This is a genomic window from Halogeometricum limi, assembly GCF_900115785.1.
In the GTDB taxonomy this organism is placed as follows: Archaea; Halobacteriota; Halobacteria; order Halobacteriales; family Haloferacaceae; genus Halogeometricum; species Halogeometricum limi.
This window is the reverse complement of the sequence record NZ_FOYS01000001.1, coordinates 693,593-707,984: the sequence shown is the minus strand read 5'-3', so window position 1 is coordinate 707,984 and position 14,392 is coordinate 693,593. Positions and strand designations below refer to the sequence as shown.

Below are 14,392 nucleotides of genomic sequence, written 5' to 3'. Positions count from 1 at the left end.
AACCATTCGATAACTGTTCGGTGAGTCGCTCACGCGCGAGACACCGGAACGGCGGCGACTTTCGGTTCGGCGGCGGCATGACGCCGACGGACGAGTGAATCGTATCGACACCGCGGAACGTCTCGTTCGAGGCCAACGAGACACTTGTCGCTCGGACGCGTCTGTTCCACATTCGGGACGTATCGAGCGACGAACAGACGTGAGCCTCGAACGATGACAACAACAGCAGACACCGACCACAGTCCGACGAACAACACGTGGCGAATCGTCCTGAACCCCGACAGCGGTTCCGCAGACCACGCCGAGCGAGTCCGGTCGCTGGCGGCCGAGCGAGGGTACACGGTCAGAGAGACGCGAAAGGCGGGTGACGCGGCCACGTTCGTGAGCGAAGCGGTCTCGGAGGGAGTAACACGAATCGCGGCGTGCGGGGGCGACGGAACGGTTCACAACGTCGTCGACGGACTCGGTCGCGCAGACGCGCTGGGGGAGGTGACGCTCGGAGTCCTCCCCGGCGGCACCGGCAACGACTTCGCCGACAACATCGGCGTCGAGAGCATCGACCACGCCTTCGAACTCCTCGAGAGCGGCGAGACGCGCCGTCTCGACCTCGGTGTCGCCGACGACGAACTGTTCACGAACTCCTGTATCGCCGGCCTGACAGCACAGACGAGCGCGGAGACGGAGTCGGAGATGAAACAGCGGTTCGGGAGGCTCGCGTACGTCGTCGCAGGACTGCAGACGGTACGAGAGTTCGAACCGCTCCGCGTCGAGATAGACGCCGAAGGCGCTTCAGGTACAGACGCAGAACGCTGGTCGGGTGAGGCGCTCGCCATCCTCGTCGGAAACGCTCGGCGGTTCACGGGCGCGGGCGGACAGGCGAACGTCGAAGACGGCCTGTTCGAGGTGACCATCGTCGAAGAGATGCCGACGAGCGAGATGCTCACCGAGGCGGCGGTGCAGCGTTTCTTCGGCGGTGAGACCGACCGGGTGACGCACCTGCGGAGCGACCGACTCCGCGTGACGAGTCACGAACGAGAGCAGATCGAGTTCAGCCTCGACGGGGAGATGCGCGAGCATCACGACCTCTCGATGACGGTTCGGCCGAAGGCGTTGGCCGTGGTCGTCGGCGAGCGATACGACCCCTCGCCGTAGCCATCGATGCCGTCGGGCGGTCGCGGACGATGCGTCAGTCCACCCGTCGTCCGACTTCGCGCTTCGTCTCCGTTATCACGCGGTGCTCGGCCCGTCGCATCGCGCGAATCGCCTCGTCGGTGAAGTCGACGGTCAGCGTCGGCAGCGACCCGCCGAGGAGTCGCCCCGGTCCGGAGAGAAAGTCCGCGGGGTCGAACCGCGTTCGGAAGGCGAGGACGTCGCGGAACTCGACGGCGGGGTCGGTGAACCTGAACGTCCGGTCGACGAACGCGCGGGCGGACGCGGCGTCGTGTACCTCGCGGACGGCGTCCCAGTAGTCGTCGCCGTCGGCGGCGACGAGCGGTCCGATTTCGTCCGCGATGCGTCGCTGTCGGTCCAGCACCGTCTCTCGAAGCGCGGTTCGCCGGTCTTCGGGGGCGTCGGCGTCGAGCGCTCGGTAGTACGAGTCGACGGCGAGGAGGTCCTCGGCGCGGTCGGAGACGGAGACGCCCGACTCGACGCAGTCGAGGACGACGGCGAACTGGTCGAGCGTCCGTTCGTGGTAGTCGGCCAGTTCCGGGCGGACGACGCGCCGGCGAAACGCCTCGTTCTCGGCGAGTCGGTCCACGACGGCGCCGCCGACGCCCGCGCCCGGGGCCGACCCGCGAAGCGCCCGTTGCACGCTGAACGCTTCGACGGTGAACGCCGTCACGTCGTCGACGAAGCGTTCGACGCCCGATTCGACCGCCTGACGTGTCATGCGGAGTCGTAGGGGTGAGAGAACCTAAGGACGTTGCTCGAATCTCCCCGCCGCAAGCGCACGGCCCGAGCGTCGAAATCGATGGCGAACGCGTGGTTACTGCCGCGGGTCGAACCGCTCTCGTTCGCGGGTGAGGACGCGTTCCCACAGCGTGAACAGCGTGCTGTCGAGGTCGTAGCGGCGGTCGATGTCGCGGACCCACACGTCGTCGGTGAAGAGCAGATGTTGGAACCGGCGGACGGTCGGCGTCAGGTCATCCATCGCCATCTCGCCGACGTAGTACGCCACCGTCTCCTCGCGCGTGCGAGCGACCAACTCCGGCGGCACCGGCAGGCCGCACTCGGTGGCGACGTAGTCGAACCACTCCAGATGGGTGATGGCGTCGGCGAAGGCGAACCGGTCGGCGAAGCCCGAGACGCGTTCGATGGCCGGGTCGCCCTCGTAGAGTACGTCTCGCGGTCGACTGAACCGCGGGACCGACACGTGGTCCAGCGACTCCGCGTACGCGCTGGCGACGCGCCGGAGTTGCCACCCGGCGTAGTACGTCGGCGCGGTCAGCGCCATCTCGTACCACAGGGGCGTCCACTCCAGGAACGGCGGGCCGAACACGGCGTCGGCGAGCAAGTCGGCGGTAATGGTGCGGGCCACTTCGACGGCGACGTTCTCGCCGGTTCGGTTCGCGCGCATCGCCGTCTCCGCCTCGTCGACGAGTGCGGGGTAGTCGCCCGTCGGAAAGCCCATCCCCTCCGCGACTCTGGCGACGTAGTCGGCACCGGGTCGGTACCAGTCGGCGAAGTCGGAGGGCGTCCGCAACGGAACCAGTGAGAAGACCGTCACATCGGCACTTGGTCCGCGTCGGGTATATACGGTCCGACCGGCGTTCGCGTCGGCGAACGACCGGTCACTCCTCCAGTTGCCCCGTCAGCCCCCACTCCTCGGCGCGGGACTGCGCCTCGCGTCTGGCCTCCCGCTTGAGTTCCTCGATGCGGTCCGCGTCGGCGAGGAACGCCTCGACCGAACTCCGTTCGTCCGCCCGGCGGTGGTCGGGGGCCGCCGCGCGAGTTCGCTCTGCGAGTTCGGGGTCCGTCGACAGTCTGTCCGCGGGGCGGGCGGGCGGGACGCGATGCGTCTCGTCGCGGTGGACCACCTGCAGGTCCGCGGCGGCGAGTTCGAACAGTTCGACCCGGTACGGGCCGGCCGCGTCGAGGGCGTCGAGGGCGTCCGGGCCACCGCAGTCCGTCGTCGCGTCGTACGCGAGGACGGGAACGCCCGCCTCGAACGTCACCACGGTGGCGTCGTCGCCGCCGCCGAGGAGCGACCCCTGCGGTTCGAAGACGGCGTAGCCCGTGAGTTCGGTGTCGAGGGCCGCCGCCAGCGTCTCGCCCGCGTCGCTCGCGACGCGCGAGTGCAAGAGGTCGCCTTCGGGAACGCCGAGCGTCGAGTCGGGCGACATCGTCACACCCGGTCGGGGAGAACGGCGCTCTTGAACCGGTCGGCCACGCCCGCGGCGTCGCCGTCGCGCACGTCGAGGTTCGACGCCGCCTCGTGGAACGCGTCCGCGGCGGGGTCGGTGGGCGCGTGCGCCAGCAGGGGTTTCCCCGCCCGGCGGGCCGCGCGGACGGCGTCGCTCTCGGGCACCGACGCCAGCGTCGTCCCGCCGAAGTAGCGCGCCGCCTGTTCGGCGATTCGCTCCGTGTCCTCGTCGTCGCGGACGCGGTTGAACAGGACGCCCGCCGTCTCGGTGCCGTAGGAGCGAGCGTACTCCTGCACCTTCAGACCGTCCGACAGCGACGGGACGGTCGGTTGCAGGACGACCACGACGCGGTCCGCGAGGACGACGGGGAGGACGGCGCTCTTGGACCCGAGCGCGGCGGGCGAGTCCAAGAGGAGGACGTCCGTGTCGGCGGCGAGTTCGGCGACCACCTCGCGGAGACGGGCGGGGTCGGCCGCCTCGAACGCCTCCAGACTCGTCCCGCAGGGGACGACGGACATCCCGAATCGGTCGTAGACGGCGTCGTCGACGCTCGCGTCGCACCCCTCGACCAACAGGTCGTGGAGCGTCACGTCGGCGTCGTCCAGTCCGGTGTGAAACAGCAGGTTCGCCATGCCCGTGTCGGCGTCGATGACGGTCACGTCGTACCGTTCCGAGAGCGCCATCCCGAGTGCGAGCGTACTCGTCGTCTTGCCCGTCCCCCCTTTTCCGCTGGCGACGGCGAACGCTTCGACCATACTCGCGCCTCACGGTTGGCCGAATTAAAGATTCGGACACGCGGCGGACCGGTCGGTGGAGGCCCAGTCGCGTCCGCCGCCTGCCCGAACGCCTTTACTCCCGACGACTCTACCCTCGCGTATGGCAGACGACTCCGCAGACGACGGACCCGTTCGCATCCCCATCGAGGACGACCCGGTCGAAGACGAGAGCGATGGGAGCCGAAGCATCGGACTCGTCATGCTCGCACTCGCCGGCGTGGCCGCCGCGGTCATCTACGTCGCCAGTCGCGGCGACGACACCGACCTCGAACCGCCTTTCTGAGCGCACGCCGCGGGCTGAGAAGAACCCGACAAGTCGGCCGGGGGCAACAAACCTTTCCTCCTCCCCGTCTGTAATCTTCTTGAATGACAGTTTCGAACGAAGAACCCGGCGGTTCGCCGGTCGTTCGCGTCGCGGGGGGGTCGGCCCGACGGACGGAGGCGAACGCCGTCGCCGACGCCGCGCGGGAGGCCGCAAAGGCGGCCGTCGTCCGCGAGACGGGACCGACGGGTGCGACGTCGCTCGAACCGTTGCTTTTGGTGACGACGGGGGCGGAGACGGCGTTCTACGCCAAACCGTCGCTCGACCGCGTCGCGGACGCCGTCGCCGCGGCCGAAGCGGGTGACCGAGACGACGCCGACGCGGTGGTAGAGCACGACGAAGAGCGAGAGACGCTTCCGACGCCCGACGACGGACCGTTGAGCGTCGGCCGTCGCCGCGCCCTCGCGCGGTGTGGGTGGGTCGACCCGACCGAACCGCCCGCCGAATCCGTCGCGGAGGCGGTTCGTGACGACCCCGAGGGCGCACGCGAGGCGATGCGGACGCTCGGCCTCCTCGGACGTGGCCGCGGCGACGCGCGCGCGGACCGTCCGATAGCGGAGGGCTGGGAGGAGTGCCGCGAGGCCGACGGCGACGCCGTCCTCGTGGTGAACGCGAACGACGCCGACGACAGGAACCGGACGGACCGAACGCTCTCGGAGGGCGACGCCGCGAGCGTCGTCGACGCCGCGATGGCCGTCGCGCACCTCGTCGACGCCGAGGACGTCGTCGTCTACTGCGAGGAGGAGTCGCGGGCGACCGAACGCCTCTCGTCGGCGGCCTCGCGCCACCGACGCGAACACGGCGACGGACCCCAAATCGCCGTCGGCCCCGAGATGTACATCGCGGGCGAACCGACGATGGCGCTGGAATCGCTCGAAGGGAACGACAGACTGGAGGCGCGCCTCCGTCCGCCGGGACCGGAGACGCACGGTCTGTACGGGCGGCCGACCGTGATTCACACGCCGCGGACGCTCGCGCAGGTCCGCGAAGCCATCCTCCGACCCGACGGCTTCGACGCCGACGACGCCGACCCGGGGACGCGACTCGTCACCGTCACGGGCGACGTGGACGACCCGGTGACAGTCGAACTCGCGACGGGGGCGTCGCTCCGACGGGCGACGGACGCCGTCGACGCCGAGACGACGAAGATGGCCATCGTCGGCGGGCAGTTCGGCGGCGTCACGCGCCGCCTCGACCACAGCGTCTCCGCACCCGCACTCGCGGGCGCGAACCTCGGGACGGAGGGCGTGGTCGAACTGTTCGGCGAGGACCGGTGCGCGCTGGCGACGGTCGGTGACCGCGCCCGGTTCGCCTCCGAGGAGAACTGCGGGCGGTGCGTCCCCTGCCGCGAGGGGACGAAGCAGTTGACGAACCTGCTGCGCGACATCTACGCGGGCGACTACGACGACGACATGCTCCGCGAGTTGACGCGGACGATAGGCAACACGAGTACGTGCGACTTCGGCCGAAGCGCCGCCCGAACCGTCGGGACGGCGATGGCCGCGTTCGAGACGGAGTTCGAGGCGCACGCCGAGGGACGGTGTCCCAGCGGCGAGTGCGACACGAGGGCAGTTCAATGAGTGTAGACGACCCATCAGCAGACGACGCGACGGTACCGAACGACCCGCTTCCGGGCGTCCCGGACGTGACGGACCCGCGGCCGAGTACGCCGCTGACGGAGGACTTCAACACGGGGACGGCGAACGACCCCGAAGTCGGGTCGCGAGCGGAGAAGATGAGCCACGTCACGGTGGACGGCGAGCAGATAGCGCTGCCGCCGGGAGCGACCATCATGGACGCCATCGAGACGATGGACACCGAGGAAGACGTGCCCGCGCTCTGTTACTACGACCGCGGCACCGAACAGGCCGACAACATCGGCCCGCGCAGCGAGTGTCGGACCTGCATGGTCGAGACGGACGAACACGGCGTCGTCCCGGCGTGCAGTTTCCCCGCCGAGGACGGCCTGCACGTCCGCACCGACGCGACGGACGCCGCCGAGGCGCGCGACGTCAACCTCGATTTGGTCCTCTCGAACCACAACCTCCGCTGTACCACCTGCGGACAGAACGGGAGCTGTGAACTGCAGGACACGTCCATCGAACACGGCGTCGAAGAGCCACGCTACGGCGTCTTCGAGGAGCGAGACGAGTACGAACCGATAGACGACACCTCGTCTGTCATCCAGATAGACCGCAACAAGTGCATCCTCTGTAACCGCTGTGTGGACGCCTGTAACGACGTGCAGGTGGAGGGCGTCCTCCGAATCGAGGGGCAGGGACCGGACACGAGAATCGGCTTCCAGTCCGACGCCGAGACGATGGCCGACTCCACCTGCGTCTCCTGCGGACACTGCGCGACGGTCTGTCCGACGGGGTCGCTCGTCGAGAAGGGCCTCGCGAACACGACGACCATCCCGTTCCCCGGCTTCAACCAGCGCAACTCCATCGGGAAGGTCATCGAACACGAACCCGTCGAGACGGCCGACACCGCGAGAGCGCCGAACCGCGGCCGCGGCGACGCGGACGAAGACGAGGACCTCACGGGCGTCGCGCGGTTCATGAAGAAGGCGCGAGACGGCGCGAAATCGGTGCAGGACCGCGTCGTCGACGACGGCTTAGAGCAACTCGAACACGCCGGTGAGAAAGTCGCCTCCGAGACGTTCACCATCGGCCAACTGTTCAGCATCGCCACCATCGTCAGCGAGGCGCGCATCTCGCGCATTACGAAGGCTGAGACGACCTGTAACTACTGTGCGGTCGGCTGTAACTTCGACCTGTACGGGAAGGACGGCAAAGTGCTGGGCGTCCGCCCGTCGGAACCCGACGAGGCCCCCGCGAACGACTTCTCTACCTGCGTGAAAGGGAAGTTCGGCTACGACTTCGTCAACAGTCCGAACCGACTGGAGACGCCGCTCATCAAGGAGGACGGCGAGTTCCGCGAGGCGTCGTGGGACGAGGCCCTGGACGTGGTGTACGACCGCATCTCCGAGATTCAGGAGGAACACGGCGAGCGTTCCGTGGCGGTCACCTCCTCCTCGAAGGCGACGAACGAGGAGAACTACCTCAACCAGAAGTTCGCGAGACAGGTCCTGCAGACCCCGCACGTCGACAACTGCGCTCGCCTGTGTCACTCCTCGACCGTCGCCGGTCTCCAACAGACCGTCGGCTACGGGGCGATGACGAACCGCATCAACGAGGACATCGGCGAGACCGACTGTTACCTCATCACCGGGTCGAACACGACGTCGAGTCACCCCGTCCTCGCCACGCGCATCAAGCAGAACGCGGCCGACGGCGCGGACCTCATCGTCTTCGACCCCCGGAAAATCGGCGTCGGCGAACACGCGAGTCAGTACGTCCAGACCAAGCCCGGCACGGACATCGCGTGGCTGAACGGGATGGTCCGGCACATCATCGACCAGGACCTGCACGACGAGGAGTTCATCGAGCAACGGACGAAGAACTTCGAGGAACTGAAAGAGAAGGTCGACTCGTTCACGCCCGAACGCGTCGAAGAACTCACCGGCGTCCCGCCGGAGGAACTGAAGACGGCGGCCGAGACCATCGCGACGGCGGACACCTGTATCTTCGGGTGGGCGATGGGGATGACCCAGCACGCCCACGGGACGCGCAACGTCCTCGCCATCACGAACCTCGCACTCGTCACCGGTAACCTCGGCAAACCGCGCGCCGGACTCTCACCGTTCCGCGGGCAGAACAACGTCCAGGGCGGCGGCGGCGACATGGGTCCGGCCCCGCACACGCTGCCGGGCTATCAGGACCTCTCGAACGAGGACGTCCGCGAGAAGTTCGCCGACGAGTGGGACGGCGTCAAGCCCCCGAAGGACTTCGGACTGTTCCTCCCGCAACAGTACGAGGCCATCCTCGACGGTGACCTCCACGGGATGTACATCATGGGCGAGAACCCCGTCCTCTCGGAACCCGACATCAACGAAGCCGAGAAGGCGCTTCGGGAGTTGGACTTCCTCGTCGTGCAGGACCTGTTCCTGACCGAGACAGCCGAGTACGCCGACGTGGTGCTCCCGGCCGCCTCCGCCGCGGAGAAGTCCGGGACGTTCACCAACACCGAGCGTCGCATCCAGCGCGTGCGTCCGGCCATCGAACCGCGGGGCGACGCGAAGTCCGACCTCGACATCCTCTGTGCGCTGGCCGAACGGTTCGGCTACGACTGGGGCTACGACAGCGCCTCCGACGTGATGGACGAGATATCGCGACTCGTCCCCATCTACGGCGGCGTCAGCTACGACCGACTGGAGGAGAAGCCGACGGGCCTGCAGTGGCCCTGCCGCGACGAGGACGACCCCGGAACGCCGTATCTCTACGAGGAAGAGTTCAACCACGACGACGGCCTCGCCCGGTTCGTCCCGGCGGACTACGCCGGGCCGGTCGAGATGCCGGACGAAGAGTACCCCCTGACGCTGTCGACGGGGCGGGTCCTCTACCACTGGCACACGGGGACGATGACGCGGCGCGTGGAGGCACTGATGCACCACGTCCCGGAGAGCTACGTCACCATCCATCCGGAGATGGCAGAGAAACTCGGCGTCGAAGACGACGAATACGTCCGCGTCGAGTCGCGACGCGGCTCTATCGTCGTCCGCGCGCACGTCGAAGAGCAGTCCGACCCCGGCGTCGTGTTCATCCCGATGCACTTCGCGCAGGGGGCGGTGAACGAACTCACCGCGCACGAACTCGACCCCACCTCGCACATCCCCGAGTACAAGGTGTCGAGCGTGAAGATAACGCCGCTCGGGCCCGACCCGGACGAGGAACCGCTCACCGTCGACCTGCCCGACGTCGAAGACGGCGGAGACAGTCCCGAACCGGCCACCGGCGACGACTGAACGGTCCGAGACGGCGGCTCTCCCCGAGAACTTCTTTGTGCGGCTCCGTCGAACCACTCCGAACTCGACGGGAGTGCCGTGCAGCAGAGAGCATAGATTCGACAGAGAGCGTTGCTCTATCCGGAACCGATACGGAGTCGGTCACCCCTCGACGGGTTCTTCGACTGAAGTCGCCTTTCGAGCGCTCCCGTCGGGAGAGAGTCCGAGTCGTCGCTGATGGTCGCGCATCGGAACCATCTTCGCGAACTTCCCCACTCCGATGGGAGGGACGTTCCGAAAGAACGTCTCGAACGAATCGGCGTCGATGACGTACAGTTCCGCCCAAAACCCGAGTCCTCCGTCCGGGTCGGCCTGCTCGTTGTACCACTTCCAAGCAGGCACGTGGGAACCGTTCGGATCGGTCGCGAACCGCTGAAGGTCCTCTAGCGACCGCCAGTACTGCATCGCGGCCCCCTTCCGGAACCCGAGGAAGATCGGTGTATATCCGAGGAACCCGCTATCGGGGTCTGCCTCTAACTCCTCGAACATCTTCGCGACTTTCCAGTTCGCCAGTAACCAGTGTGGAAGCGCCCGTAACTTGTTGAGACGCATCCCGTTGATGTAGATCACGAATCCGTCGTCCATCTCCGCCGCCATCCGCTCTCGAAATATCTTTTTCATCTGTCACTCTACGTTCCTGAAGACGATAAATCGGAGAGCCGATCGAGCGTACCACTGGACGCGGTGTCGTCGCTGACCGACTCGCACGCCGCGTGCGCACTGCCCAAAGAACTGTCAACAACTGATAGTTTCGACGTCGCTGCTCATCGCAGTCCTTCGAGCCCCAACCGTTCGCACGTCTCCCGCGTCGGCACGCCCTCTCGGTCCCACCCGAGACGCTCGTAGTAGGCGTCCAGCGTCGCCTCGAACTCGGCTTCGTCGAGTCCCTCGTGGCCGCCCTCGCGTTGCGGGCGCGTCAGGACGTCGGGCAGGGAGTCGTCCGAGCGGTCGAACCCCTCCCTGACGTTGAACAGTCGCGTCAGCGTCCACACGCGTTCGCCGACCGTCCGGAGTTCCTCGGGCGTGTAGTCCAGACCGACCGCCGCGAGCCACGACGCCCCGTAGTCGGCGATGGCCTCGCCCGCGAAGTCGTCGACGACGAGCGACCACAGCACGGCCCGGGTAATCTGCTCTTCGGCGACGGCCGCTGCCCGCTTTTCGACGGACCACGCCTCCGTCGCGAACGCTTCCTCGACCACCGGGCGGGCGCGGCGGTGACACGCCCCTCGGTCGCTCGTCGCGTACGCGAGCGCCATCGCGGGCGACCCGCGCGGGTCGTACGACGGGAGCGCCATCGCCTTCACCGTCGGAACCAATCCCTCGCCGCCGAATCGGACGGCCGCCGCGTCCACACCGTCCGCGAGGGCGTCGCCGAGTTCGCCCGTCCGACCGACGATGCTCGTCAGGAGTTCGCGTGCGCCCGCCGCGTCGCCGAAGTCGACGTCCAGCGAGACGACGCCCGCCTTCGAGGCCTGTATCGCCCACGCGACGGCGTTGCCGGCGCTCACCACGTCGATTCCGAGTCGGTCGCACAGCGCACCGAGCGTCGCGACGGCGTCGAAGTCGTCGATGCCGAGTCCCGCACCGAGCGAGATGGGCGTCGCCCCGCGCGGGACGGATTCGGTACGGTCGTCGCCCTCGCCGGCGGCGACGCGGAAGTCGCCCACCGCTCGCTCGCTGCCCGAACCGTCCGGGCCGTCACCGTACTCGCGGGCGACGGCCGCGGCGCGTATCGCCTCGATACCCACGTCTTCGGTCCCCTCGAACGACCCCGACTCCCACCCGCGCGTCGGGAGGACGCCCACCTCGTCGGCGAAGTCTATCGTCTCCACCGTCCCGCCGGCGCGGAGCCACTCGCCCGCCCCCTCGCGCGCGAGTCGGTCGTCGGTCTCGCGGCGCAGGGCGTCCAGTTCCGGCGTCGACGCCGGTGGGTCACCGCGGGCGACGACGGCTTTCAACCGCTTCGACCCGAACACCGCGCCGACGCCGCCGCGTCCGGCGTGGTGGTCGCCGCCGTCGGAGGCGAGCGTGGCGTAGCGGACGAGGTTCTCGCCCGCCGGGCCGATGCAGGCGACCGAGCCGTCGAGTTTCGCGTCCGTCTCGACGGTGTCGAGACCCCAGCAGTCGCTCGGTTCGAGTCGCGCGTCGCCGTCTTCGACGACGAGCGTCGTCGGTTCCGCGGCCCGGCCCTCGACGACGAGGAGGAGGTGTTCGGGGAGCGCACCCGCGAGCGTCCGCGGGAACGACCCGCCGGCGTAGGAGTCCAAAAACGTGCCCGACAGCGGCGACTTCGTGACGACGGCGTAGCGGTCCTCGCCGGGGGCGACGCCCGAGAGCGGGCCGAGTGCGAGGACGACGACGTTCTCCGGCGACAGCGGGTCCGTCCCGCCCTCCAGTTCGTCGTAGAGATACCGGGCGGCGAGTCCCTTCCCGCCGACGAACCGTCGGCGCCACTCGCCGGGGACCGTCTCGTGGGAGAGCGTGCCCGAATCGAGGTCCACGCGGAGGAGTCGCGTCCGCGTCGGGCGGGCCGTCTCGATCATTTTCTTTCGAAAGGATGCGAGAGGGGAAGAACGAATCGGCTGGGGACGAGTCGACCGGTTCTCGCGCGTCCGGTTACGCCACGTCGAACGGCGGTCCGAGCGGTCCGAAGTCGAGTCGAGAGACGAGTTCGGCCGCCCGGTCGTACGGCGAGACGGGAGCGTCCTCGACTCCCGCGGTCGGACGCGAGACGTCGGCGGCGTCGAACAGGTGGTCGCAGAAGACCGCTCGTACCCCCCGATTCTCGAACAGACCGTGGAGGTACGTCCCGACGACGACCCCGCGGGCGAATCCGAGCGAGGCGTCCGCGACGCCGTCGGCGGCGAACGGCGTGCGGAACGCGGCCACGTCGTCTCCCGTCGTCTGACCCGCGACCAGTTCGGTCTCGCCGGTGTGAATCTCGTAGCCCGAGACCGAACCTGCGAACCCGTCGAACGGCCCCGTCCCGTCGAACCGCCAGTCCACCGGCGCGACGCGCTTCTCCGTCGTGAACGTCGTCTCGACGGGGAGGAGTCCGAACCCGGGCAGTTCCCCGTCGTCGGCGACGCTCTCGTGTTCGACCCCGCGGAGGCGTTCGCCGAGGAGTTGGTAGCCGCCGCAGAGGCCGACGACGGGTCCCGAGAACGCGCGGAGTTCCTCGTGCAACCCGGCCGCGCGACAGGCCCGGAGGTCGTCTGCGGTGTTCTTCGACCCCGGCACGACGACGGCGTCGGCGTCGGAGAAGTCGGCGTCCAGTGGAACGAAGACGACGCGAACGCCCGGTTCGGCCGCGAGGGGTTCGAGGTCCGTCGCGTTCGAGACGCGCGGGAGACGCGGGACGGCGACGGTGACGGCCTCTGCGGGTTCGTCGCCGTCGCCGACACGGACGTCGTCACCGCTACCGCCGTCGACGTCGTCACCGTCGCCGCGGCGGCCGACGACGGCCCGTTCCCCGACCGGCGGGAGCGAGACGCTGTCCTCTTCGGGCAGTCCGGGGTCGTCGTACGGGAGGACGCCGAGGACGGGGACGCCGGTTCGCTCCTCGAAGGCATCGAGACCCGAGGCGAGGAGCGACTCGTCGCCGCGGAACTTCGTTATCACCGCGCCGACGACCCGTTCTCGAACGTCGTCGGGGACGAGTTCGAGCGTCCCGACGAGAGAGGCGAAGACGCCGCCGCGTTCGATGTCGGCGACGAGGAGGACGTCGACGTCGCCCGCGTCGGCCGCGAACCGGACCGTCTCGACGTTCGCCAAGTCGCGGTCGTGGAGGTTTATCTCGGCGATAGACCCCGCGCCCTCCGCGACGACGGCGTCGTGCGCGTCGGCGAGTCGCGCGTGCGCCGCCGCGGCCGCCTCGCGGGCGCGGTGCCAGTCCTCCTCGTAGTAGTCGCCCGCCGCGTTCGTGCCGACGGCGCGACCGTCCACGACGAGTTGCGACTCGCCGCCGCCGCGGGGTTTCAACAGGACGGGGTTGTGGTCCGTCGTCGCCGTCGCGCGGGCCGCGCGGGCCTGAACGTACTGCGAGACGCCGACTTCGCCGAACGCGTCGGGAGCATCGTCCTCGTCGCACACCGGGTTCGCGTCGGGAGCGACCGGGACGGCCCGCGCGTTGTTGCTCATGTTCTGGGCTTTGAACGGGGCCACGGAGACACCGCGGTCGGCGAGGCGACGGCAGATGCCGGTGGCGACGGTGCTCTTTCCGACGTGACTCGCCGTCCCGGCGACGAGGAGCGTCTTCGTCCGGCCGCGGGTCGCGGTGTCTCCACCGCCCGTCGCGCCTCGCCCATCGCTCATCAGTACTCGGTTCCCTTCCGCGCCCGCGTGCCGGCGTCGAACGGGTGTTTCACCTTCCGAACCTCGGTGACGAGGTCGGCGGCGTCGAGGAGGAACGTCGGTTCCTCGTGTCCGCCCGTCAGGACGAGTTCGAGGTCTGCGGGCTTCGACGCGACCAGTTCCAGCAGTTCCTCTTCGCCGACCAGACCCATCTCGACGGCGTACAACGCCTCGTCGACGACGAGCATGTGGACGCCCGCTTCCGGGTCGCCGTCGAGTGAGAGCGGTTCGGTCAGGTCGGCGTCGCCCGCGGCCGCGACGAGTTCCCGGGCGCGGTCGAACGCCGCCCGCGCCTTCGCGGCGTGTTCGTCGTCGTCAGAGCCGTCCATGAGGCCCTTCCAGCCGTAGTGACCGGTGTTCTCGTACGAGATTCCGGGAAGCGCTGCGATGGCGTTGTACTCGCCGCGGACGCCCTCGACGGAGTCTGCACCGCCTTTGAGAAACTGGAGGAGGTGGACGCGGTAGCCGTGCCCGGCCGCGCGAAACGCCATCCCCAACGCCGCCGTGGTCTTGCCTTTCCCCTCGCCCCACCACGCCTGCACGAGGCCGAACTCGTCCGGCGCGTCGGGTTCGATAGCCGTCGCCGTCGGCGAGACGCCGCCGCCCGGCGTGTTCTGTGAAGTCTCCGCGGTATCGGGTCGCTCACCGTCGCTCATGCCGGCATCTCTCG

Annotated in this window: 12 protein-coding genes; 4 read left to right on the top strand and 8 right to left on the bottom strand. The window is 68.7% G+C overall.

What is annotated here, in order from left to right; all coding sequences use genetic code 11:
* Positions 1-213: 213 nt before the first annotated feature.
* Positions 214-1,152, top strand: coding sequence for a diacylglycerol/lipid kinase family protein (locus BM282_RS03720; protein ID WP_089876879.1), 939 nt, complete (start codon positions 214-216; stop codon positions 1,150-1,152).
* Between the two features lie 34 nt (positions 1,153-1,186).
* Here the strand turns inward: BM282_RS03720 and BM282_RS03715 are convergent, their stop codons facing one another.
* The 4 genes from BM282_RS03715 to BM282_RS03700 all read right to left on the bottom strand — a co-directional run bounded on the left by BM282_RS03715 (position 1,187) and on the right by BM282_RS03700 (position 4,120).
* Positions 1,187-1,891, bottom strand: a complete 705-nt coding sequence (locus tag BM282_RS03715) for a hypothetical protein (RefSeq protein WP_089876877.1) — start codon at positions 1,889-1,891, stop codon at positions 1,187-1,189.
* Between the two features lie 96 nt (positions 1,892-1,987).
* Positions 1,988-2,728, bottom strand: coding sequence for a hypothetical protein (locus BM282_RS03710; protein ID WP_089876875.1), 741 nt, complete (start codon positions 2,726-2,728; stop codon positions 1,988-1,990).
* Positions 2,729-2,792: 64 nt separating this feature from the next.
* A complete protein-coding gene (locus BM282_RS03705) occupies positions 2,793-3,344 on the bottom strand; it encodes a hypothetical protein (protein WP_245758308.1) in 552 nt (183 codons plus the stop codon).
* A 2-nt stretch (positions 3,345-3,346) separates the two neighbouring features.
* Positions 3,347-4,120, bottom strand: a complete 774-nt coding sequence (locus BM282_RS03700; RefSeq protein ID WP_089876872.1) for a nucleotide-binding protein — start codon at positions 4,118-4,120, stop codon at positions 3,347-3,349.
* Positions 4,121-4,241: 121 nt separating this feature from the next.
* On the opposite strand from BM282_RS03700, the gene BM282_RS03695 reads away from it, so the two are divergent.
* The 3 genes from BM282_RS03695 to fdhF all read left to right on the top strand — a co-directional run bounded on the left by BM282_RS03695 (position 4,242) and on the right by fdhF (position 9,330).
* Positions 4,242-4,424, top strand: coding sequence for a hypothetical protein (locus BM282_RS03695; RefSeq protein WP_089876870.1), 183 nt, complete (start codon positions 4,242-4,244; stop codon positions 4,422-4,424).
* Between the two features lie 83 nt (positions 4,425-4,507).
* Positions 4,508-6,043 carry an NADH-ubiquinone oxidoreductase-F iron-sulfur binding region domain-containing protein gene (locus BM282_RS03690; RefSeq protein ID WP_089876869.1) on the top strand — a complete coding sequence of 512 codons (1,536 nt, stop codon included), beginning with the start codon at positions 4,508-4,510 and terminating at the stop codon, positions 6,041-6,043.
* Complete coding sequence (gene fdhF / locus BM282_RS03685) at positions 6,040-9,330, top strand: formate dehydrogenase subunit alpha (RefSeq protein ID WP_089876867.1); 3,291 nt, start codon at positions 6,040-6,042, stop codon at positions 9,328-9,330. Before BM282_RS03690 ends, fdhF begins: the two co-directional genes overlap by 4 nt.
* A gap of 141 nt (positions 9,331-9,471) precedes the next feature.
* On the opposite strand, the gene BM282_RS03680 is transcribed toward fdhF, so the two are convergent.
* From BM282_RS03680 to BM282_RS03665, 4 genes are all read right to left on the bottom strand, one after another.
* Positions 9,472-9,990, bottom strand: a complete 519-nt coding sequence (locus BM282_RS03680) for a monooxygenase family protein (RefSeq protein ID WP_217642684.1) — start codon at positions 9,988-9,990, stop codon at positions 9,472-9,474.
* Between the two features lie 143 nt (positions 9,991-10,133).
* Entirely contained in the window at positions 10,134-11,912 is a 1,779-nt protein-coding gene (locus BM282_RS03675) for an aldehyde ferredoxin oxidoreductase family protein (RefSeq protein WP_089876865.1), read from the bottom strand.
* Positions 11,913-11,985: 73 nt separating this feature from the next.
* The gene (locus BM282_RS03670; protein WP_089876863.1) at positions 11,986-13,683 is read right to left on the bottom strand and encodes a cobyric acid synthase; all 1,698 of its coding nucleotides are present in this window, start codon (positions 13,681-13,683) and stop codon (positions 11,986-11,988) included.
* Positions 13,683-14,378, bottom strand: coding sequence for a cob(I)yrinic acid a,c-diamide adenosyltransferase (locus BM282_RS03665; protein WP_089876861.1), 696 nt, complete (start codon positions 14,376-14,378; stop codon positions 13,683-13,685). The genes BM282_RS03670 and BM282_RS03665 overlap by 1 nt, the downstream gene beginning before the upstream one ends.
* Between the last annotated feature and the right edge of the window lie 14 nt (positions 14,379-14,392).

What these genes read in the sequence shown, in the direction of transcription:
- BM282_RS03720 (WP_089876879.1), top strand. Translation starts at nt 214, where the DNA reads ATGACAACAACAGCAGACACCGACCACAGTCCGACGAACAACACGTGG.
- BM282_RS03715 (WP_089876877.1), bottom strand. Translation starts at nt 1,891, where the DNA reads ATGACACGTCAGGCGGTCGAATCGGGCGTCGAACGCTTCGTCGACGAC.
- BM282_RS03705 (WP_245758308.1), bottom strand. Translation starts at nt 3,344, where the DNA reads ATGTCGCCCGACTCGACGCTCGGCGTTCCCGAAGGCGACCTCTTGCAC.
- BM282_RS03700 (WP_089876872.1), bottom strand. Translation starts at nt 4,120, where the DNA reads ATGGTCGAAGCGTTCGCCGTCGCCAGCGGAAAAGGGGGGACGGGCAAG.
- BM282_RS03695 (WP_089876870.1), top strand. Translation starts at nt 4,242, where the DNA reads ATGGCAGACGACTCCGCAGACGACGGACCCGTTCGCATCCCCATCGAG.
- BM282_RS03690 (WP_089876869.1), top strand. Translation starts at nt 4,508, where the DNA reads ATGACAGTTTCGAACGAAGAACCCGGCGGTTCGCCGGTCGTTCGCGTC.
- fdhF (WP_089876867.1), top strand. Translation starts at nt 6,040, where the DNA reads ATGAGTGTAGACGACCCATCAGCAGACGACGCGACGGTACCGAACGAC.
- BM282_RS03680 (WP_217642684.1), bottom strand. Translation starts at nt 9,990, where the DNA reads ATGAAAAAGATATTTCGAGAGCGGATGGCGGCGGAGATGGACGACGGA.
- BM282_RS03675 (WP_089876865.1), bottom strand. Translation starts at nt 11,912, where the DNA reads ATGATCGAGACGGCCCGCCCGACGCGGACGCGACTCCTCCGCGTGGAC.
- BM282_RS03670 (WP_089876863.1), bottom strand. Translation starts at nt 13,683, where the DNA reads ATGAGCGATGGGCGAGGCGCGACGGGCGGTGGAGACACCGCGACCCGC.
- BM282_RS03665 (WP_089876861.1), bottom strand. Translation starts at nt 14,378, where the DNA reads ATGAGCGACGGTGAGCGACCCGATACCGCGGAGACTTCACAGAACACG.